The following is a 21,268-nucleotide window of genomic DNA, read 5'->3' as shown; positions in this document are numbered from 1 at the left end:
AATATTATAAATCTGATATTTTTAAAAGTAATTTTGTAAGTTTTCTTAAGTTTTCTTCTTTAAGTGGCTTTATATGTAGGCCAATAAAAAAACCAAGTTCTTCGACTTTTTGTGAACTTTTAAATTTCTTAGGTCCTTCATTTAAACCATACAACTTTATTGAAGGCTGATTTAAAAAATTTCCACTAATAATTGGTCTGGTCTCAATACCATTCTTGTTTAAAAGTTTTAAATAATTTTTTTTCTTATTTTTGTACCTTTGATTAAGGATAATTGGAAGTCCAAACCAACTAGGTGTTATATTCTTAGCTGGAACTATAAAACTAAATTGATTTTTCCATTTTTTAGATTTTTTAATTGCTGAAATAATTTTACTTCTATTATCTGATCTTAATCTAATTAAATCTTTAATCTTTTTTAATTGACTCAACCCTATTGATGCAACAATATCAGTTGGTCTAAGGTTAAATCCTGAATTAATAAAATTAAAATTATTTTTTTTCTTTTTATCTATTCCTCTTGACCATCCATGTGATCTTAACATTCTTAGAATATCATAATCTTCTTTTGTTTTACAAACGACCATCCCACCTTCACCTGAGGTCATTTGATGAGAATAATAAAATGAAAAAGTTCCAAAATCTCCAAAAGTTCCAAGATTTTTATTTTTATACTTTGATCCTAATGATTCGCACGTGTCTTCTATCAAAATTAGTTTTCTTTTTTTGCAAATATTCCTTATTTTATCAATTTCTCCTGAATTACCCAGAACATGAACGCCCATGATTGCTTTTGTTTTTCTGTTTATATTTTTTATAAAGTCATCAGCACTAACATTCAGTGATTTAAAATCAATATCAACAAATCTTGGCTTAAGTCCTGCTTGCACTATTGGCCAAAGTGATGTTGACCAGCATAAACTTGGTATCAATACCTCGTCAGCAACTTTTGCTCTATTTTTTCTCATTGGATTTATGGAAGCAAACATAGCTAATAAGTTTGCGGATGATCCAGAGTTTACCATTACCGAATATTTGGAGCCTATAAATGTAGCAAATTTTTTTTCAAATTTTTCTGTAATTTTGCCCATAGTAAGTTTTTTGGATAATAACACTTCTATTCCAGCATAAATATCCTCCTTGAAAAATGCATCCTCAAGTAAGGGGTAAAAATATTTTGATTTTTTCTCTGGAGAAAAATCATCAAATTTTTTTAGCAAATTATCTATTTTTTTTTTCAATTTTTTTATATTTAATTTAACATATCTATTACTGTATGAGGGCTACCTAGCCTTCCCATCTATTTCTTAAATAACTATATTCATCAATCATCTTTTTATAATTATTAATAAAAATCTCATCATTACATGTACTTTTATAATATTCAAAAGCTGAATTGGTTAACTTCTTTAGATCTATTTCTCCATTTTCTATATTTTTAAATTTATTCACTAAATCACTAGGGTCATTTGAATTAAAACCAATTACAAATTGATATAATTTATTATCTAAAATGTCATTAGAGTAAAAAACAGGCTTATGAAAGAAAAAACTTTCATACAAGGGAAGAGTCGACCTTGCAACATAAGTTGGCATGATTAAGCCAAAAGAATTTTGGTATAATTGAATTACCTCATCATTTGACAGATAATTGAATATAATAAAATCTTCTGTAAGGTTATTTTCTTTTATAATTTTTTCTACATAGCTCCTGTTACTTCTGTTTGAGCCACAACATACAATTTTATATGATTTATTATTATTATTTTTCATTAACTTTAAGAAGTCAGCTATGTACCTGTGGTTTTTATGTGCCCAAAATTGTGCTGGATAAAAAAGATATTTTTGACCATTTTTTAAATTGATTTTATTTTTAATTTCTGGGTTCAATTCATAATTTTTTTTCTCATCAAAAAGTTTTGGTAAAAAAGGGATGAATGGTTGCACGATAATTTTATCTGGTTTACAATTATAATAAAATGTAACATCTTTTTTGGTTGTATCAGTGTCTACAAAAATTTTAAATGATTTATCAATAGATTTTTGTAATAAATTATCTCTTTCTGAAAAATAATTACCTAATCTATATTCAGGGAAAAAAGTGTGTGTTTTGTGTTGCACATCATAAATACTATAACTAAAGTTTATATCTTCTAAAAAATTTACTAAAGTAGATGGCCCAAGAAAGACTACAAAATTTATTTTATTTTTTTTTAATAATTTATAAAATAAATTCTTATATTTTAACTTATTAAGTATTTTTGAAAAAAAACTAATATTATTAATTTTTTTATATATACTGAACAATAAATTATTTTTAAAATTTATTGTCTTTAAACCTTTTGACAATAAAGTTTTTTCTACCTCATCTGAAAAAACTATATAAAAGAAATTGAATTTTGGGTCTTTGATTTTATTTAAAATAATAGCTGAAGATAGTGATTGAAAAAAACCACCTCCTGAATTGTTTGGTGCATCAAAAATTATACCTATATTCATAAATTATGTTAGTGTAGTATATGAAAATAAAGTTGTTATAAATCATTTTTAAAAAAAATAATAAGCAATATATGTCTAAAAAATGGAAAAAATATATTCCTCTTCTATTATTAATTGTTCTTTTTTCGTCTATTTCTTATTCTATTGGCGTATATTCTTTTTATTACAAGATCTTTCCTTTTAACACCTCTTCTAAAATTGAAGCTAAAGAGAGCAAAATATCATCAGCATTTTACGATTTTAACATGAAATCATTCAACCTTCCATTTACGGGTAAGTATGGAGGAATTGATTTATTAAATGAACAAATTTTATTTATATCTGGTGACGGTGATAGCTTTTATTTAGATGAAAAAAATTTAAAATTTAAAAAAATCGATAAATTTAATTTAGATATTAATAAAAAAAAATTTATAAAAAAATATGAAAAATCTTTTGGTAAATTAAAACTTAAAAGAAGGTTTGGAATTAAAGACATCCATATTAATGATTTTGATAATAAAAAATTATTATTTTTAAGTAGTTTGTATTACAATATTAAAAAAGATTGTTATAATTTATCGCTCTTTAGTTCAAAAATTACTGATGAGAAAAATTACAAATTTAGCAGTCCTATTAAAATTTTTGAGACCAAAAAGTGTCTTAAAATAACAAATAATTTACCGTCCTCAACTGCTTATAAATTGGGTAAGAACTTTGCACCAACCTCAGCTTCTGGAAGAATAGAAAAAATAGACAATCAACATATACTTTTAACTGTAGGAGATTTTTTGTACGATGGTGTAAACTCGGAAGATTTGGTTCAAGACCTTAAATCGGATTATGGAAAAATATTAAAAATTAATATTTTAGATTTTTCGTATGAAATATTTTCTATTGGACACAGAAATCCACAGGGTCTTGTAGTAATTGATAAAGATAATATTTTTTCATCAGAACATGGACCTTATGGGGGAGATGAAATTAATAAAATTGAAAAAGATAGAAATTATGGTTGGCCATATTATACTTATGGAACTGACTATGGTGCAAAAAATTGGCCATTAAGTAATAAATTGAAATTGAAAAACTATAAAGAGCCTATTGTTTCTTGGACGCCCTCAATAGCTGTATCTAATTTAATTTTTTACAACTCTGAATATCTACCAAAATGGAAAAATAATTTTATAGTTTCAACATTAAGGGATAAAAATTTACACAGAATTACATTATCTAAAGATTACAGCCGAATGATTAACATAGAGAAAATTAAACTTAATTATAGAATGCGAGATATTATTGTTGATAACAGAGGTAGAATTGTAATTCTCACTGACACCAAAAGTAACAAGGCTTCTCCAAAAATAATAATACTCGAAAATAAAAAAATTAACTGAAAAATTTTTTTAATAATATTGCTACACCCATATATGCTATTTCTTGTGCTTCTACCGTCATTCCACCTATGTGTGGAGTTATAATTATCTGTTTACTTCTCTTTGCATACCTAATCAGGGGACTTTTATTTTTACCTAATATCTCATTTGCTATAACGTCTGTTGCAAGCTTTGCTCTTGAATTTTTCTTCAAAAAAGTAATTGTATCCTCTTCGTTGATAATTTCTCCTCTTGAAGTATTTACCAATAAAACATTTGATTTCATTAAGTTTAAATTTTTTAAATTTATCATGTTGTAATTGTTTTGATTTAAATGAATATGTAATGAAATTATATCTGCTTTTTTATACAAAGAATTAACATTTTTGATTAAGGAAAAATTTTTATTTATAGTTTTTTTAAAAGGGTCATATACTATAATTTTAGCACCTAAAGCTTTGCAATAATTTGCATACATTTTACCTAACCTTCCATAACCAATAATTCCAACCGTTAGTGAATTAAATTGTCTTCCTATGTGTTGAGTATAGTCCCATTGACCCTTTAACACAGAATTTGCACTTGATACAACATTTCTTAAGCTAGACATTGTAAGAGCTAAAGCCATTTCTGCTGTTGAAGAAATATTTTTGGTAATATTTTTTTTCTTAGTTAAAGAAATAATCTTAATTTTTTTTGATTTTAAAAAATTAACATCAATATGATTTAATCCAGTTGAAGCAGTACATACTACTTTAATTTTTTTTGATGATTCTAATAACGCTTTACCAATATATATTTTAGATTTATTAGGATTTGTAAAAATTGCGTCATAATTATTTATAATTTTTTTGACTTGATTAAAACTTGGACTATTTAAATATGTGATATCTCCAATTTTATCTAATTCTGTAGTTAAGCCATTGATATGTTTTACTTCTGTTATTACTAAAATTTTTTTACTAATCATTTTTTAAAATAATTGATGCTGTTAAAAAATCTAAATTTGTATCAATATTAATTGTTCTTTTAGAATCTAAGATAAATGGCCTGCTATTTTTTCCACCATACCTAAGATTCTTTTTAATTAAAAAATCTCTTTTCATTGCATATATTGATCCACTACGGATATAAGCATTAGGTTTTAGATCTTGTCTTCTGGATTCTGTCTTCTCAGCTATACAAAAATTAACAATCTTATCATTAACAATTTTTTTTATTCTACGTGGATGGTGGTCTTCCAATCTATGAACTGCAATCACACTATCAGCTTTAGTCTTTATAATTTTTTTTATTACCCCATCTATATCTGAGTTTTTTTTGAGTGGATTAGTACACATTAATTCAACAATGAAGTCATATTTTGTTTTATTATTTTTTTCCATCCATAAGACCGCATGTCTTAATGCAGACACAGAAGTGGCCCTGTCGGAAGAATATTTTTTTGGTCTTAAAAAAGGAACCTTTGCTCCAAATTTTTTTGAAATATTGGAGATAGTTTTGCTATCAGTTGAAATAATATAATCATTAATTAATTTACTTTTTAGAGCTTCTTTAATTGTATAATAAATTAAAGGCTTACCTAAAATTTTTTTTATATTTTTATTTTTAACACCCTTAGAACCACTACGTGCAAGAGTTATAGCAAGAACTTTTAATTTACTCATAATATAATAAATTGCTTATTAAAGATTAACCAATACCTTTCCAGGTATTTCCATTAAGTGTGTAATGATGATCAACTTCAATTTTTGGATCGTATAGTATAGATTTATTTATTTTTATAACTTGATTTGCCCAATATCTATCTTCTTTACCTAATAGATTGGGGTTAAAAATTTCTTTTTTCAATATTTTTTTTTTATACAGGGCTATGGCATTATGAAAAAAAAACCGATCTTCTAACTTAGAATACATATTAACAACTTCTTTATTCACAAAATGACTCCAAATATATCTTTTAGATATTTTTTTTCCATTCCATTTTGGAATCTGATTTCCAAAAATTGCGACATGATTATTAAGGTCTTTTTTATGTTTCTTCATATTGATTTTATTCAGAACACAATGGGCAGAAATAATTAGAATATAATCATTTGAAGCTTTTGAAACTCCGTAATTAATTGATTTTCCAGGAGTGTAGTCTGTAACTTTTAAGATCTTGATCTTTGTAAAATTAGGATTTGTGTTTTTTGTTGTTGAAAGTTTTGGTTCTTGAATAAAATGTCTTACAATATCCAACGTTTTATCTTGGGAATTATTATCTATTACAATTATTTCAGGTTTCTCTAATTGATCGATGACTGACTGAATTGTGTGGCCTATCCATCTTTCTTCATTTTTTGTTCTAATTATTACAGAAACATCTGATTTTTTAATATTATTCACTTTTACTCCATCTTCCTCTATAATTTTTATACGTATCCATCTCACACTCCTGAAGATCTAAGCCATGATCTATATTCATGTAATTAAATTTTTCCCTAAAATCTGACAATGATTTTAACATTGATGGTAAAATTGCAAATTTATTATCTCTACCCGGTAAATTATTATCTATTGTAAAATGTTTTTCTATATATGTTGCACCACTAGATATAGCCAGAATAGCATCTTCAATACTTGATAAGTGTCCACTATAACCTAGCACATTAGAAAATTTCTTTAAAGATATTAATCTATTCATGTTAATCTTTTTGATATCACAGGGATAAGATGAAACACAATGCATTGGGATAAGGTTTTCATTTCTTATGCTATTAAAAATATTTTCAATCTCATTCCATTTAGCAGCTCCAGTTGAAATCAAAATTTTTTTAAAGTGCTTTACAGTTTCTTTAATAAGCTCAATGTTATTTACTTCGTGGCTTGGAATTTTAATTTCATTTATTTTTAATTTTTTAACTATTTCTAGGTCTTGAATATTAAAAATAGAAGTTAGAAATTCAACATTATTATCCTCACATATTTTTTTTAATAAAAAATGTTTTTTTTCATCTAATTCTGCTCTTTTATAAATTTCTCTACGACCATCACTGTCCCATGGGCCTGGTTTAAGGTTTTTTTCTGACCATGTTTGAAATTTGCATACATCTGCACCATTTTCAGCAGCTGCCTTTATCATTCTAGATGCTAAATCCATATCTCCCATATGGTTCCATCCAATTTCAGCAATAATTTTTATTTTATTTTTCATTAATAATTGTTCTTATTTTTTTATTAAAATACTTCCTAATACTAGAATGTCTATTTTATATTTTAGAAAACAATTTATAGCATCTTCTGAAGTGTTTACAATTGGCTGACCCTTAATATTAAAGGAAGTATTGAGTAAGACTGGTATTGAGGTTTTTTTTTTAAATTGATTAATAAGATTCCAAAATTGTAAATTAACTTTCTTATCAACTGACTGCACCCTACACGTATCGTCCACATGAACTACTGCTGGTATAATATCTTTTTTACTTTTTTTAACTTTACAAGCCATTAGCATATGTGGACTTTTTTGTTTAATTTCAAAATACTCTTCCGTATTCTCTTGTAATACAGATGGAGCAAAAGGTCTAAACTCCTCTCTAAATTTAACATTTATATTCAGGTGATCTTTCATTTCCTCAGGATAAGGCTTACATAGTATACTTCTATTTCCTAACGCTCTTGGACCAAACTCACTTGCACCTTGATACCAACCTATGATTTTTCCTTTTTCTAAATATTCTGAAGTTTTTTCATAAATCTTTTCTTTATAATCCTTAAATTTTAAATTATTAATTTTTAAATTTTTTTTGATTTCATTTTTATTGTCTCTAAAACCAACATAAAAATTATGATTTTTTAATGGCTTAAGATTTTTTATTTTTTTTTTTGTAGATAATAAGCATGCTCCATATGCCACACCTGCATCACCACTTGCTGGCTGTATAAAAATTTCTTTAAAAATATTACTTTCTCTTATTTTTCCATTTAAAGAACAATTCAAGCCTACACCCCCAGAAATACATAAATATTTAGAATTTTTTTTCTTTTTTAAGACTTTTAATTGAGAAAGAACTACCTCTTCAAGTCTAAACTGTAATGCAGCTGCAATATTTTTAACATGCTGGCTTACTTTTTTGGTATATGGCTTTTTTTTACCAAAAGTTTTAATAAATTTATCACTAACCCACTTATCTCTTATTTTATGATAAGATATCCACTCAGGATTAATAATATATTTTAATTCATCTTTTTTTTTATCATATAAAATAATTTTTCTAAAAATATCTATATAACTTAATTTATTATTCTTTAGTTTTGCATGTGGATTTCCATATGGTGCAAGTCCCATTATAATTCCTTCATCACAATGATGCTTCCAACCAAGATAGTATGTAATAGCAGAATAAATCAAACCTAGTGAATTTGGGTATTGGTTTCTTGCATCTTTAAAAATTTTTATACTACCATCTTTACCATGTGCAAATGCACCAGTATCTATTTCTCCAGTTCCATCATAAGAAACCAACAATGATTCTTTAAATCCACTAGGATAATATGTGCTAGCTAAATGACATAAGTGATGTGAATGAAATTCTATTTTTTTTTTAAAGTTTAACTTTTTTCTTATGAATGGCTCCATATCATTCAATTTTTTTATTTTTTCAATATCATTTAATAAAAAATTAATTCTGTCTTTTTCATAAAGGGCTTTTTTTAGATAGCGTTCTTTAATAATGGTTGCGGGATTAGTACCTAAAGCAACAACATCTAAATCTTTTATTTTTATTTTTGCTATTTTAAGACAGTCATTAATAGCTTCTAAAGGAAAATTTCTTGAATGTTTATCGTAATCATACCTTTCTTGTTCACAGGCAGCAATTAATTTTCCATTTATCATTATACATGCTGATGTATCGTGGCCCCCATAATTTATTCCTAAAACTTTAATTGTCATAATTTTTAATTAAATCTCTAATCTTTTTAATCTTATTACTTTCAATTTTTGCAAAATTGTTACAAAAATTTTTTACTGCTAGTTGTGTATTAGTAGATTTCCACCATTCCTCAACATTATTATTTATTGAAATCAGATGATTTGTTAAACTTTCAGGAGTTTTGTGAAAAATTTTAACATCCTCTAATTCTTTAAAAAATTTATTACAGCTTTCTCTATTAATATTCTCATTTACATTCCACTGCAACAAAACAGGAAAATTAGAAGCCATTAACTCCAGATAACCTGTGGCATTATAAGTATAAATAATGATTTTAGCTTTTTGTAGAGTTTGAATTACCGGCGAATGGCCTTTGTCAATTTCTATATCAGGAAATTGAGTATTCCATAATTGTTCCTCACACCATCCATATTTTCTTTCATGTAGTCTAACAATTAGATTTTTTGAAATAGTTGTGTTTTTAATTAAGCTTCCAATTTTAAGACAATCTTCATGATATTTTTTTAATTGTGGACCCCTACTTCTCGTGTCAAGAGCCGTTGAAGAGTATCTTTCTTTGGGCCTAATTATCATAATTATTTTATTATTATTTTTATATTTAATTTTTTTTATTTCATTTAAAGTTTTTAAAATGCCTAGAGGAACAATTTTTTTATCTTCATAATCTTTCCATCCCCAAGTTAAATATTTATCAGATATTGATCTTTCAAAACTTTCATACCAGTGAAAAAGATTTTGTCCGTATGCTCCACCATGTTGACCATGTATTAGCTTTGCGCCTTTCTCTTTTTTTTCAGCAGTATAAAGTGATCCAATGGTCTTATTGTCAATAAAATGTGATGTAAAAATAACCTTTGGGTTCTGAGGCCAATTAATATTTTCAACATAATTCAAAACATTTTTATAATTTTCTATAAATGCTAAAGGCACATGTTTAATTAAGTTATCTATTAAAAATTTTTCAAAGTTATTTTTTGGCTTAAAACTTAGATGGATCCTATTTCTAATATTTTCATCATATATAGAATCAAATTGATATCTGGGTGTAACTGTTAGTGGCAATAAGCCTAAACTTAAATTTAAAAGAATTTCATTTTTTTTTCCTAGATAACTTTCGCAGATTAAATATTTTTGTTTTTTTCTAATCAAGCTTGTTATTGGGTTTAAAAATTTTAATAAATTTAAAATCATTTTTTTAATAGGACTTAACGGATGATAGGGATTTTTAGAAAATGTATCATTTTTAATTTTATAGATATTTTTAAATGTTAACTTTTCTTTAAAAAAGTCAGAACTTAAAATTTCTGAGAAAATATAATGATTCCACTTATCTTGATGGCACATAAGAACAAAGCTTTCTATATTTTCTGGTACCATTTCTGAATGATCAATATTAATAATATTTGTTAAGTAATTATCTTTTTTAGATAAAGCACTCTCAACAGTTTCCCACCTATCAAATAATGAGTGACAAAAAAGTGAAAGCCAGTGTCCACACAATATTTTCCAATATTGATTTGAATAGTTTTTGTTGTGAATAAAATTTAGTGATTTACTGAGATCATTCGTTAACTCTTCAATTAGTCTCTCTATATATTCTATATCTTTAATTAATTTTTCACTTTTATTCCAATGATAACCAATTACTTCATGGTTTATCTTTCCCCAAATATCTTTTCTATTAAAAATTTTACACCACTCACCCAGAAAAACAGTTGAATTATTCATTGTCCAAGTTTCTTCTATAGCTGTAGACACAAGAGTTTTTTGATTCATTCTGTTTTATTCTAATTCCTCTTGCAATTGGCCATTTTTAAATAAATAAATCTTATCACAATGCTCCAGTGTTGTTTTTCTATGTGAGACTATTAAAAGTGATCTGCCTTTTGTGTACTCTTTAATCTCACGCATAAGATTTTTTTCCGTTTCAGTATCAAGTGCACTGCTGGATTCATCAAAAATTAAAAATTTAGGTTTGTGATAAATTGCTCTAGCTATACCAATTCTTTGTTGTTGACCTCCAGATAATTTTACACCTTTATCTCCAACAATAGTTTCCAAACCTTCTGGTAAATTTTGAATAAATTTTTCTAGCTGGGTAATTTTTATAATTTTATGTATCTTGTTTAAATCTCCCTCGTTTTCTTTTAGGCCAAAAAGAATATTATTTTTAATTGTATCATCAATCATCTGCGTAGATTGGGGGACATATCCTATTAAATTTTGCCATGCACGCAGCTCTTCATTTATATTTTTACCATCAATTAAAACTGTACCTTTTTCAGGTTTTAAAAGACCGATGATAATATCTATTAAAGTGCTTTTACCTGAGCCTGTCATTCCCATAATTCCTATAGTTTCTCCTTTTTTAATTTCAAAAGACAAATCATTTAAAACATAATTTATTTTTTGAGGATATTTAAAAAATATATTTTTTAATTTAATCCTATCATTGAACTGGCCATGGAATTCTTTATTAAATTTTTCACTTTCAAAATTATTATCTAGTTCTTTTGCCAAAGTATTTACAATAGGTTTTGAAAAATTAAGTGCTTGGAATGATCTTAATATTCTAGTAACAGAGGGTAACAATCTATAGGCTGCTGCAGAAAATAAACCAAGTGTAGGAATAATATTTACCACTTCATCATTTTTATTTATTAAAATAAAAGTTAAAAAACAAAGACCAAATACACCAAGAAATTCTAACCAAAATCTGTTTGAACTATCTAAAATGTCAAAAAATTTTTTTACCTTCGAGTAAGCTGAGTTATGATTAGTGTATTTTGAAATAAAGCTCTCCTCTCTTCCAAGTACTTTTATAATTTTAAATGAGTTTAGAGCTTGTAGTAAGCTTTTTAAAGAAAGAACAGATTGTTCTAATCTTTTTTTTCCCCATTTATCAATAAATTTTTTTGTGAAAAAATTAAATATTATTGTAATTGCTCCAATTACTAGCACCACTATAGAAGCCCCATAGGGCTCTACAATTAGCAAAAGAATTCCAATTCCTATTAAGACGAATATTTCAACAATCAGTACAATAAAATTATCTATATATTTTAAAAAGCCCTTAACCTCATCAAAGTATCTCGCTAACATCGATGAATTTCGATCTAAATAATTTAAATATGGTTGGAACATATAGCCCCTAATCAATCTTTTGCAAATATCCCTATATAATCTATCAACTAAGCTTTTTTGCCACCAAGTGAAAAAAAGTAAAAAAATATTTTTTAAGAAGTAAACTAAAAGTAAAAAAGATATTGACACTATTATTAAATTTTTTTCTTCAAATTTAGATTTTACTAAAACTGTAAATTTATTAATACTATCAAACTCTGATGTAAAACTTCCTTCAGCTAAAAATGATAAAGCTGGCAAAACTAGAGCAATGCCTAAAGTTTCCAATAAAATGCACACGATCATTAAAAAAAATAATATAATAACTTTGTTAATATATTTTTTTGAGATAATTTTTGATGCTTTTTTTAAGATTTCCATAAATTTACATAAATATATTTTTTAACTTAAGGCCCAATTCTAAAGATTTTTTATTGACATATTCATTTCCTAAGAATGAAGAATTATTTATAATTTGGCTTATTTCAGGATGTTTTAAATTGTTTTGAATATAGTTATTTAAGTCGTTACTTTCTTTTCCAAAAGTTGAAAATAAAACACCTCTTTCCTTTTCCAGCGGCAGTACAAAACTCGGCAAATATCTTTCTATAAAATTTTCTACAATGGGGTGAAAACTAATATTTGATAAATATTTTATTCTTAAAGCGCCTCCACTATGACATGTTCTTAAATTCCAAATCACAACATCCCCTGCTTTCGTATTAACATTAATTGATTTATAAAGCTGCTGGGGTAATAAATATTTTAAACTGCCATTTTCCTTGAATATTTTTTTTAATAATTTTCTGCCATACCTCAAAGTATGGCGGGTACCCTTCCAAATTTTAAGGCCATTACTGTAAGAACAATGATCTTGCAAATACACGCCTACTCTTACAAGTGGGTATTTAGTTGTAAATGGACAATCAAAATCGTTTTTAGCATCATTATGAAACCTTCTATATGCTTTTTCGTTCCATCGAAAAGAGCTATTACCCCAATAAACAACCTCACCTTCTAATATATTTTTCACACTATCAATTAATTTCTTATTTAAAATTACACTTTGAATTTCAGGGTAACTTAAAATTTCTTTAAAATTATTTACCTCTAATTCTTTATAATTGGAAGATTCGTTGCCAAAATATTTTACCGATTCTTTGGAAACAAAGTTTCTATATTCTGAAATTTCATCTTTAGAATAAACATCTCTAATAATTATAAAGCCGTCTTTCCAAAAATTAGCTATCTCATTTTTACTTAACATCATTTCTTATAATATTTTAAATGTCTTATATGCATAACGTGGGAAAAAAATTATTATAAATCTCCTTAATAAGTTTCTAATTTTTATTATAATCTTACTAATAAAATATTTTTTTTGCTTGGTAAAATCTGTAAAACAAAAAAAATATCCTAAAAAAAAATTATATAAAGTTAGTTTATGAAGAGTCTTATATTTATATTTTTTCATTAATTTGCTTAAAATTACTTCTATTATTAAAATTCTTTTTTTATTAATAACACTTTTCCATCTTTTTTTGATTTTTCTGGAATTATAATAATTTTTTGGAGGAGGTTTTTTTAGATCATCTTCTTGGTTTTTGCCCTGTAAGTAAGCAGTTTCTCCAAACCATTTTTTTCCTAGAAACGTTTGATTTATGAGAGTTTTTGAAAAACTAATACCAAGCCAAGCACTTAACTTTTTCATTTCTCTCTTTATGTTTTGATGTAATTTTTCATTTTTCATAACAATAATTTTATTTTTTAAGTGTTTATTTTTACTAGTAAAATAATTCGCGTATTTCCAGTATAGTAAAACATGATCAAATTGATTTGGGTACATTTCGCTATTATTATGTTTTTGCATTCTTAAAATACTGCCTGCAATTGCTGCTCTTGGGTCTCTCATCATGAATATAAACTTAGCATTAAAAAGTTTTAGGTATTTTTCTGAATGCCAAGGTACATGCTCTTGATGGACAATTAATTTTTTATTATTTATATTTATTTTATAAAGTTTTATGAATGCGTAGTGGATTCCTAAAAATAGATCTTTTTCAAAATTTTCAATTTTACTAAATAGCAGCCATTCTTTTAAGTGTTTGTGAAAATTTTTTTTGTCATTTATTGTCTTTATAAAATTTCGTCTTTGTACTTTGTTCCTAGTGTCTTCATAAAACATACTTGAAAATAATCCAGAAATATTATTGATAGAATTTTTTTTTGAAAAATTGATATTTCTATTGTGAAGTTTAATTCTGTCAATCGATCTAAAGAAACTAAAAGCTGGCATAATAAGTAATTCCTGATGATTATCTAGAAGACTATGCATCCAATCTATTCCATTATGACCAAATGTAGAAATAACAGCTAATGGTATTGTTTGTAATTTTTTAAATGCATTATCTGCACTAATATTATTACTTTTCATTAAATTATAATCTCTCGTCTGAGAATTCCTTTTTTAAAAAACTCTTTACATCAAACACAACTGATTTTTTTTTTAAAAGTTTTCCGAATCCATTTTTTTTGAAATTTTTGAAACAATCATGTGATACTGCTAATATCGATCCATCGTAAGATTTATTTTTTGATATTTTATTCAAAAAATTAAATTTTATTTTCTTATCCAATTTATCTCTACTTACCCACGGGTCATAGACATCTACTTTTATATTTTTTACATTTAGGAATTTAATTAAATCATAAATTTTTGTATTTCTAGTATCATTACAGTTTTTTTTAAAAGTAATTCCTAAAATCAAAATTTTACTATTATTAATTTTAATTTTTTTTTTTTCATTATCCCAAAAACTCTTTTGGCAACATATTCACTCATTGAGTTATTTAAATTTCTACTAGCTAAGATAATTTTAGCTTTATATCCAAGTTCATTTGCCTTATGAGTTAAGTAATATGGATCTACTCCTATACAATGTCCCCCAACTAATCCTGGTTTATAACTAATAAAATTCCATTTTGTTTCTGCTGCTTTCAAAACATCAAGAGTGTCAATCTTTAATTTTGCAAAAATAATAGATAGCTCATTTACTAATCCAATATTCATGTCTCTTTGAGTATTTTCAATTACTTTTGCTGCTTCAGCAACTTTTATGCTTGGTGCCATGTGAGTACCTGCTGATATTATTTTTTTATAAAGTTGGTTAATTTTTTTTGCAGAAAAACTATTCGATCCACTCGTGACTTTTACTAACTTTTTTAATGTATATCTTTTATCTCCTACGTTTATTCTTTCAGGTGAATAGCCACAAAAAAAGTCCACATTCATTTTAAAATTTGAAATTTTTTCTAATAAAGGAACACATATCTCTTCTGTACAGCCAGGATAAACTGTCGACTCGTAGATCACTATCGAACCTTTTTTTAAATGTTTAGCAACTAATTTGGTGGCACCGATCAGACTTTTAAGATCAGGTTTATTAGCATGATTTATTGGCGTTGGAACAGTAATTATAAAATAATCACTGTTTAACAGGTCTTTTTTATTGGTTGAAAATCTTAGCGATTTAGCTTTTAAAAATTCGCTACGCTTAATTTGTAAATTTTCATCTATTTTTTTTTTAGTTTTTCAACTCTATTTTGATTATTATCAAAACCTACTACATTTTCATTCTTACCAAATTCTATGGCTAGCGGTAAGCCCACATAACCCAGTCCTATTATAGAAATTTTTTTTTTCATTAATTTACTTCTTATAAAAATTCAAATACCAATTAATAAAATTTTTAACGCCTACTTCGACTGAAGTTTTTGGGTTATAATTAAGGTCTTTCTTTATTCTTGATATGTCTGATAGTGTTTTAGGAACATCTCCTTTTTGAAGAGGCAAAAATTTTTTCTTTGCTTTTTTTTTTAAATTTTTTTCAATTAACTCTATATACTTCATGAGACTCACTGGCTTACTATTTCCAATATTATATATCTTAAATGGAGCTCTACTTTTACTTGGATCAATCTTTCTTGAGTTCCATTTTTTATTTTTTTTAGCCACTTTATCGTTTGCCAATATGATACCACTCACAATATCATCTACATAAGTAAAGTCGCGGACATGTCTTCCTTTATTGAATATATTTATAAATTTATTTTCTATAATATTTTTTGTGAAAATAAATAAAGCCATGTCTGGTCTTCCCCAAGGCCCATAAACTGTAAAAAACCGAAGTCCTGTTGTGGGTAAACCAAATAAATTACTATAACTATGTGCCATTAATTCATTAGACCTTTTGGTTGCAGCATATAATTGAAGGGGATGATCAACATTATGACTCTCTCTAAATGGTTGCTTCGTATTAGCGCCATAAACACTGCTTGTACTTGCGTATGTTAAGTGCAAAATTTTAAAATTTCTACATGCCTCTAAGATATTTGCAAAACCTACTAGATTACTTTTAATATATGAATCTGGGTTTTCAATAGAGTATCTTACACCAGCCTGAGCTGCTAAATTAATAACTTTTTTAATCTTATATTTTTTGAATAAATTATTAATTTTTTTTTTATTAATCAAATCTATTTTACAAAAATAAAATGTACCCTTAAATTTTAGTTTCTTTAAAATTGATACTCTTTTTTTTTTAAAACAACATCATAGTAATTGTTTAAACTATCTAAACCAACTACATCATCTCCTCTTTCTAGAAGTTTTTTTATTGTGTGAAAACCAATAAAACCTGCTGCACCTGTAACTAAAATTTTCATATTTTTGAATTTAAAATTCTATCTCCCTATTTCTTTTTTTAGTTCATCATATTCTTTCATTTTTTTTTTCATAAAATTTAATGTTAATTTTGTCTTAGTGGAAATACCAGCTGGAGTTAGTAAGTAGATATAACCTATTTTTTTTGAATTTTTTTTGAAGTTTTCAATTTTTACAAGCCCTTTTATTTTAAGTTCAGTAAGACAATAGTTTAATTTGCCTAAACTAAATCCTAATTTACTAGCTAGCTGTCTTTGACTAACATTTGGGTTTTTTTCAATTTTTCTTAAAGTATCAAATAAATCTGGATTAATTTTCATTTTGTTCAATATTTGAACACTATAGTTCAATAATTGAACACGTAAAGAAATATTTTCTTTATTATTAAGTAAAATTCTAATAAGTAGGGCTATTGAGAAAAATTATTAAAAATAAGAAAAAAGGTATACTTTTTTGGGTAACTGGCCTATCTGGTTCTGGAAAAACTACACTTTCAAAAAAAATTAAAAAAGATATTACTAACCTTTATGGGCCAACCATAGTTGTAAGTGGCGACGATCTTAGAAAGATTTTTAATTTAAATAAATATGAATATAAAGACAGGCTTTTGGTGTCTTATAAATTTAGTAAATTTGCAAAATTTATAACTGATCAAAAGATCAACTTAATTTTTGCTGCTGTTGGCATGATTCATTCTCTTAGAAATAGACTTAAAAAAAATATTAAAAATTATCTTGAAATATATATTAAATCAGACATTAAAAAAATTATCCAATTTAAGAAAAAAAAAGTATACCACAGGAAAAATACTGGTGCCCTTGTGGGGATTTCAATTAAACCTGAATTTCCCAAGAACCCAAATATAATTATAAATAATAATTTTAAAAAATCTTCTGATGAGTTGGCTAAGATATTGATTAAAAAAATTAAAGATATAGTTTAAAAATATAATTATGAAATTAAAAAAAAAATTAGTTTATGTTGGTTTATCAGCTGATATTTTACATCAAGGTCATATTAATATTCTTAAAATAGCAAATTCATATGGTGATGTAATTGTAGGTTTGTTAACAGATGATGCTATAGCTTCCTACAAGAAACTTCCTTATCTAGATTTTAAACAACGGAAAATTGTTTTAGAAAATATGAAGTACGTCAAAAAAGTTATTCCACAAAGAACCCTAGATTATGTTGATAACCTATACACAATTAAGCCTGATTATGTTGTACATGGTGATGATTGGAAACATGGTATTCAAAAAAAAACTAGAGATAGAGTTATCAAAACATTAAAGAAATGGTCTGGTAAATTAATTGAACCCAAATACACTAAAAATATTTCGTCAACAATAATTAAAAATAAAATATCTGAATTTCTTTCACCAGATAACAGGGTATCAAGATTAAAGAGATTAATTAACTCTAAAGATATAGTTAGAATACTTGAGTCTCACAATTCTCTTACGGGTCTAATAATTGAAAATCTTAAAATAAATAAAAAAAATAAGGATATAGAATTTGATGGAATGTGGTCATCAAGTCTAACGGATTCAGCAACGAAAGGTAAGCCTGATAATTCTTCTGTTGATTTTTCATCAAGATTATCATCCTTAAGTAACATGATGGAAGTGACATCAAAACTCTTAGTATTTGATGCGGATAATGGTGGTCAATTAGAACACCTTTCTTTTTTAGTAAGGTCGTTAGAAAGATTGGGTGCTTCGGCTATAATAATGGAAGATAAAATTGGTCTTAAGAAAAATTCATTATTTAAAAACCAAAGTGACACAAAGCAAGATAAACCAGAAATTTTTGCTAAAAAAATTAAAGAAATTTGTAAATCAAGAAAAAATAAAAATTTTATGGTAATAGCAAGAATTGAAAGTTTTATAGTTGGTAAAGGTTTAAATGACGCCCTTAAGAGAGCTGAAATATATTCAAAAGCTGGTGCTGATGCTATCTTAATACACAGTAAGGAAAAAACTCCCTCAGAAATTTTTTCATTTTCTCGGGAATTTAAAAAGAGTAAAAACTTTATACCCCTAGTATCTGTTCCATCAACATATTCAAAAGTTTATGAAAAAGATTTAATTAAAAATGGTTTTAAATTAGTAATTTATGCAAACCAACTTTTGAGAGCTGCTTACCCAGCAATGCAATTCACAGCACAAAAAATTCTTGAGAATAGTAGAGCTTTTGAAATAGAAAAAAAAATAATCCCAATAAAAGAAATTATAAATTTGATAAAAAATGATTAAAGTTAGATCTTTAATTAATTTATTAACAAAAAATAATAGTAACTTTTTTACTGGCGTTCCTGATAGTGTACTCAAAGAGCTTTCTCATTCTTTGCAAAAAAAAAGTAAAAAAGATCACATAATAGCAACAAATGAGGGTTCGGCTGTATCGTTAGGCATTGGCCATTATCTTTCAACTAAAAAAGTTCCCTGTATCTACATGCAAAACTCTGGTCTTTCTAATGCACTAAATCCATTAATTTCAATTGCGCATAAAAAAGTTTACTCTATACCGCTTATTCTTATTATTGGTTGGAGAGGGTCTCCAAGAATTAAGGATGAACCACAACATAATGTTAAAGGCAAAATTACTGAAAATATTTTAAAACTTTTAAATATTAAATACACTATTATTAGATCTAATGATGACTTAAAAAAATTTGATAAACAGATTAAAATTGCAAAGAAGAATAGTGCTATTGTGGCATGCCTAATAGAACAAGGTACTTTAGAAAAAAATAAAAAAATAAATAAAAAAAAAGATTTCTATAAACTAGATAAAGAAATTTTTTTAAAAACATTACTAGAGACATTAGAAAAAAATACAAAAATTATCTCTAGTACTGGGTATAATTCCAGAGAGTTAATGTATTTAAGAAACAAATACCAAATTAAAAAAGGTAGTGATTTCTACATGGTTGGTGGAATGGGTCATGCTGCCTCTGTTGCACTTGGCTATTCTATCTCTAGTAAAAAAAAAATAATTTGTATTGATGGTGATGGATCTTTTTTAATGCACTTAGGCTCAATTAAAACTGCTGGAAGTTTTGCAGATAATAATTTCAAATATATTCTTCTAAATAATAATTCTCATGACTCGGTGGGTGGTCAAAATACATATGCAAATGATATAAATTTTAAAAAATTATCAAAGGGCCTTGGTTTTAAAAAGTTTTATTCTATAAAAAATGATAGAAATTTAAAAAAAAATATTCAAAAATTTTTGAAAGGTGATGCTTTGAATTTTTTAGAAGTAAAAGTTTCAAATAGCAAAATTAAAAACCTACCTAGACCGACTAATTTAGTTAAGATTAAAAAAGTATTTATGAAATAAATGATTAATACCATCAAAGATATAAAAAAATTTATTAGTGATAGAGGTTTTAAAAAAATCTTTGTATTGTGTGGCAAAAAATCTTTTGTTACATCTGGAGCAGAAACTTACTTTAAAGAATTGTTAAATAATAAAGAAACTAGGTTATTTTATAAAGATTCAGAGCTGCCAGTTTTAGAGGAATTAATTAAAATTATTAATGATATTAGAAGTTTTAAACCTGATTTAATATTAGCTGTTGGCGGTGGGGCTATCATTGATTATGCAAAGATTGCTAATGTCGTTGATGTAAGAGATGATCTTGCAAATTTGATTGTGAATTATTCCTACCCCTTTAAAAAAAAATATACAAAATTGGCTGTTATACCCACGACTGCTGGTTCAGGAGCTGAAGTTACCTCTAATGCTGTTATTTATGTTGATGGCATTAAACATTCTTTTGAAAGTGAACTTCTATTACCAGATAATTTTTTTTTAATTCCTGAATTTTTAATTTCTGCACCAAATAAAATAAAAGCATCGGCCGGCTTTGATGCTATTGCTCAAGCCTTAGAATCTTTGGTTTCTAAAAAATCCAACGAGCAAAGCGTTGAGTATGCCTCTAAATCTTTGAGAGTTTCTATTAATTCCTACATTTCATTTTTAAATAACCCTAACTTAAAAAATGCAACCGAAATGAGTATAGCTTCTAATTTAGCTGGTAAAGCAATTAGTATATCCAAAACTACTGCCCCACATGCCGTATCTTATCCTTTCACTTCTTTATTTAATATTAGTCATGGTCAAGCTGTTGGATTATTTTTTGAAAAATTTTTTAAATTTAATTTTGATAATTTGAATAGATCAGAAACTTCATTTGATCTTAAAAAAAGATTCGATTTAATATTTAATTTATTTAATGTGAGTAATATTAATGATTTTAATTCCAAAGTAACATCGATTAAAAAACAGGCAAAACTAGAGGATAATTTGAAGTTGCTTAATATAGACATTGAACAAAGTTCAGAAAGGATTATTGAGGGTATTAATCTGTTAAGACTTGGTAACAACCCTGTAAAGATTGATGGAAAAGATATTTATAATATTATTTCAAATTAAAATAATATCTAATTGAGCTAAGGTACTTTTTTAATAATATCAGCAATTAATGCATATCCTTTTTCATTATAGTGATCATAAAATAAATCTAGTGGGTTCTCATAATTTTTAAATATCTTTTTATCAATATCCAAAACTTTTATACCCAATTCTTCAACTATTTTAATTACTTGATTTTTATTTCTA

Annotated in this window: 18 protein-coding genes and 2 pseudogenes (1 of these 20 only partly in view); 5 read left to right on the top strand and 15 right to left on the bottom strand. The window is 26.1% G+C overall.

Annotated elements, in window-relative coordinates; translation table 11 throughout:
* Positions 1–4: 4 nt before the first annotated feature.
* A complete protein-coding gene (locus ABXT63_RS00755) occupies positions 5–1,240 on the bottom strand; it encodes a DegT/DnrJ/EryC1/StrS family aminotransferase (RefSeq protein WP_415321012.1) in 1,236 nt (411 codons plus the stop codon).
* Positions 1,241–1,286: 46 nt separating this feature from the next.
* Positions 1,287–2,498, bottom strand: coding sequence for a glycosyltransferase (locus tag ABXT63_RS00750; RefSeq protein ID WP_415321011.1), 1,212 nt, complete (start codon positions 2,496–2,498; stop codon positions 1,287–1,289).
* Positions 2,499–2,569: 71 nt separating this feature from the next.
* On the opposite strand from ABXT63_RS00750, the gene ABXT63_RS00745 reads away from it, so the two are divergent.
* A complete protein-coding gene (locus ABXT63_RS00745) occupies positions 2,570–3,874 on the top strand; it encodes a PQQ-dependent sugar dehydrogenase (RefSeq protein ID WP_415321010.1) in 1,305 nt (434 codons plus the stop codon).
* On the opposite strand, the gene ABXT63_RS00740 is transcribed toward ABXT63_RS00745, so the two are convergent.
* The 12 genes and pseudogenes from ABXT63_RS00740 to ABXT63_RS00685 form a co-directional block, all read right to left on the bottom strand.
* Entirely contained in the window at positions 3,867–4,823 is a 957-nt protein-coding gene (locus tag ABXT63_RS00740) for an NAD(P)-dependent oxidoreductase (protein ID WP_415321009.1), read from the bottom strand. The two genes, ABXT63_RS00745 and ABXT63_RS00740, sit on opposite strands and share 8 nt — an antisense overlap.
* Positions 4,816–5,520 carry an acylneuraminate cytidylyltransferase family protein gene (locus ABXT63_RS00735; RefSeq protein WP_415321008.1) on the bottom strand — a complete coding sequence of 235 codons (705 nt, stop codon included), beginning with the start codon at positions 5,518–5,520 and terminating at the stop codon, positions 4,816–4,818. The genes ABXT63_RS00740 and ABXT63_RS00735 overlap by 8 nt, the downstream gene beginning before the upstream one ends.
* A 25-nt stretch (positions 5,521–5,545) precedes the next feature.
* Positions 5,546–6,241, bottom strand: coding sequence for a glycosyltransferase family 2 protein (locus ABXT63_RS00730; protein WP_415321007.1), 696 nt, complete (start codon positions 6,239–6,241; stop codon positions 5,546–5,548).
* Positions 6,234–7,049, bottom strand: coding sequence for an N-acetylneuraminate synthase family protein (locus ABXT63_RS00725; RefSeq protein WP_415321006.1), 816 nt, complete (start codon positions 7,047–7,049; stop codon positions 6,234–6,236). Before ABXT63_RS00725 ends, ABXT63_RS00730 begins: the two co-directional genes overlap by 8 nt.
* A gap of 12 nt (positions 7,050–7,061) precedes the next feature.
* Positions 7,062–8,786 carry a carbamoyltransferase gene (locus tag ABXT63_RS00720; RefSeq protein WP_415321005.1) on the bottom strand — a complete coding sequence of 575 codons (1,725 nt, stop codon included), beginning with the start codon at positions 8,784–8,786 and terminating at the stop codon, positions 7,062–7,064.
* Positions 8,776–10,563, bottom strand: a complete 1,788-nt coding sequence (locus tag ABXT63_RS00715; RefSeq protein ID WP_415321004.1) for an LIC12162 family transferase — start codon at positions 10,561–10,563, stop codon at positions 8,776–8,778. The genes ABXT63_RS00720 and ABXT63_RS00715 overlap by 11 nt, the downstream gene beginning before the upstream one ends.
* A 6-nt stretch (positions 10,564–10,569) precedes the next feature.
* The gene (locus tag ABXT63_RS00710) at positions 10,570–12,291 is read right to left on the bottom strand and encodes an ABC transporter ATP-binding protein (protein ID WP_415321003.1); all 1,722 of its coding nucleotides are present in this window, start codon (positions 12,289–12,291) and stop codon (positions 10,570–10,572) included.
* 4 nt (positions 12,292–12,295) lie between these two features.
* A complete protein-coding gene (locus ABXT63_RS00705) occupies positions 12,296–13,180 on the bottom strand; it encodes a phytanoyl-CoA dioxygenase family protein (RefSeq protein WP_415321002.1) in 885 nt (294 codons plus the stop codon).
* 3 nt (positions 13,181–13,183) lie between these two features.
* The gene (locus ABXT63_RS00700; protein ID WP_415321001.1) at positions 13,184–14,344 is read right to left on the bottom strand and encodes a sulfotransferase; all 1,161 of its coding nucleotides are present in this window, start codon (positions 14,342–14,344) and stop codon (positions 13,184–13,186) included.
* Positions 14,345–14,348: 4 nt separating this feature from the next.
* Positions 14,349–15,615, bottom strand: a pseudogene (locus ABXT63_RS00695) (nucleotide sugar dehydrogenase).
* Positions 15,616–15,619: 4 nt separating this feature from the next.
* Positions 15,620–16,635, bottom strand: a pseudogene (locus tag ABXT63_RS00690) (NAD-dependent epimerase/dehydratase family protein).
* 18 nt (positions 16,636–16,653) lie between these two features.
* Positions 16,654–16,953: a MarR family EPS-associated transcriptional regulator gene (locus tag ABXT63_RS00685; protein ID WP_415321000.1), complete on the bottom strand. Its 300-nt coding sequence runs from the start codon at positions 16,951–16,953 to the stop codon at positions 16,654–16,656.
* A 92-nt stretch (positions 16,954–17,045) separates the two neighbouring features.
* Between ABXT63_RS00685 and ABXT63_RS00680 the strand changes: the two genes are divergently transcribed.
* The 4 genes from ABXT63_RS00680 to ABXT63_RS00665 are packed head-to-tail and all read left to right on the top strand — an operon-like array spanning position 17,046 to position 21,082.
* Positions 17,046–17,576, top strand: a complete 531-nt coding sequence (locus ABXT63_RS00680; protein WP_415320999.1) for an adenylyl-sulfate kinase — start codon at positions 17,046–17,048, stop codon at positions 17,574–17,576.
* 10 nt (positions 17,577–17,586) lie between these two features.
* Positions 17,587–18,891, top strand: coding sequence for a phosphoenolpyruvate mutase (gene aepX / locus ABXT63_RS00675; RefSeq protein ID WP_415320998.1), 1,305 nt, complete (start codon positions 17,587–17,589; stop codon positions 18,889–18,891).
* Positions 18,884–19,984, top strand: coding sequence for a phosphonopyruvate decarboxylase (aepY, locus tag ABXT63_RS00670; RefSeq protein WP_415320997.1), 1,101 nt, complete (start codon positions 18,884–18,886; stop codon positions 19,982–19,984). The genes aepX and aepY overlap by 8 nt, the downstream gene beginning before the upstream one ends.
* Positions 19,985–21,082, top strand: coding sequence for an iron-containing alcohol dehydrogenase (locus tag ABXT63_RS00665; RefSeq protein ID WP_415320996.1), 1,098 nt, complete (start codon positions 19,985–19,987; stop codon positions 21,080–21,082).
* Positions 21,083–21,099: 17 nt separating this feature from the next.
* Here the strand turns inward: ABXT63_RS00665 and ABXT63_RS00660 are convergent, their stop codons facing one another.
* Positions 21,100–21,268, bottom strand: the end of a protein-coding gene (locus tag ABXT63_RS00660; RefSeq protein ID WP_415320995.1) for a hypothetical protein. Its footprint extends 947 nt past the window's final position; 169 of the gene's 1,116 nt are visible here — the last part of the coding sequence; its start codon lies off the right edge, out of view; it ends in the stop codon at positions 21,100–21,102.

The organism is Candidatus Pelagibacter sp. Uisw_092, from assembly GCF_047729545.1.
Lineage (GTDB): Bacteria > Pseudomonadota > Alphaproteobacteria > Pelagibacterales > Pelagibacteraceae > Pelagibacter.
This window is presented reverse-complemented; position numbering and strand designations above follow the sequence as displayed.

Bases quoted from the DNA above. Each gene is read 5' to 3' on its own strand.
- ABXT63_RS00700 (WP_415321001.1), bottom strand. From the start codon at position 14,344: ATGAAAAGTAATAATATTAGTGCAGATAATGCATTTAAAAAATTACAA.
- ABXT63_RS00725 (WP_415321006.1), bottom strand. From the start codon at position 7,049: ATGAAAAATAAAATAAAAATTATTGCTGAAATTGGATGGAACCATATG.
- ABXT63_RS00685 (WP_415321000.1), bottom strand. From the start codon at position 16,953: ATGAAAATTAATCCAGATTTATTTGATACTTTAAGAAAAATTGAAAAA.
- ABXT63_RS00735 (WP_415321008.1), bottom strand. From the start codon at position 5,520: ATGAGTAAATTAAAAGTTCTTGCTATAACTCTTGCACGTAGTGGTTCT.
- ABXT63_RS00665 (WP_415320996.1), top strand. From the start codon at position 19,985: ATGATTAATACCATCAAAGATATAAAAAAATTTATTAGTGATAGAGGT.
- ABXT63_RS00710 (WP_415321003.1), bottom strand. From the start codon at position 12,291: ATGGAAATCTTAAAAAAAGCATCAAAAATTATCTCAAAAAAATATATT.
- ABXT63_RS00705 (WP_415321002.1), bottom strand. From the start codon at position 13,180: ATGATGTTAAGTAAAAATGAGATAGCTAATTTTTGGAAAGACGGCTTT.
- ABXT63_RS00715 (WP_415321004.1), bottom strand. From the start codon at position 10,563: ATGAATCAAAAAACTCTTGTGTCTACAGCTATAGAAGAAACTTGGACA.
- ABXT63_RS00740 (WP_415321009.1), bottom strand. From the start codon at position 4,823: ATGATTAGTAAAAAAATTTTAGTAATAACAGAAGTAAAACATATCAAT.
- aepX (WP_415320998.1), top strand. From the start codon at position 17,587: ATGAAATTAAAAAAAAAATTAGTTTATGTTGGTTTATCAGCTGATATT.
- ABXT63_RS00745 (WP_415321010.1), top strand. From the start codon at position 2,570: ATGTCTAAAAAATGGAAAAAATATATTCCTCTTCTATTATTAATTGTT.
- aepY (WP_415320997.1), top strand. From the start codon at position 18,884: ATGATTAAAGTTAGATCTTTAATTAATTTATTAACAAAAAATAATAGT.
- ABXT63_RS00720 (WP_415321005.1), bottom strand. From the start codon at position 8,786: ATGACAATTAAAGTTTTAGGAATAAATTATGGGGGCCACGATACATCA.
- ABXT63_RS00750 (WP_415321011.1), bottom strand. From the start codon at position 2,498: ATGAATATAGGTATAATTTTTGATGCACCAAACAATTCAGGAGGTGGT.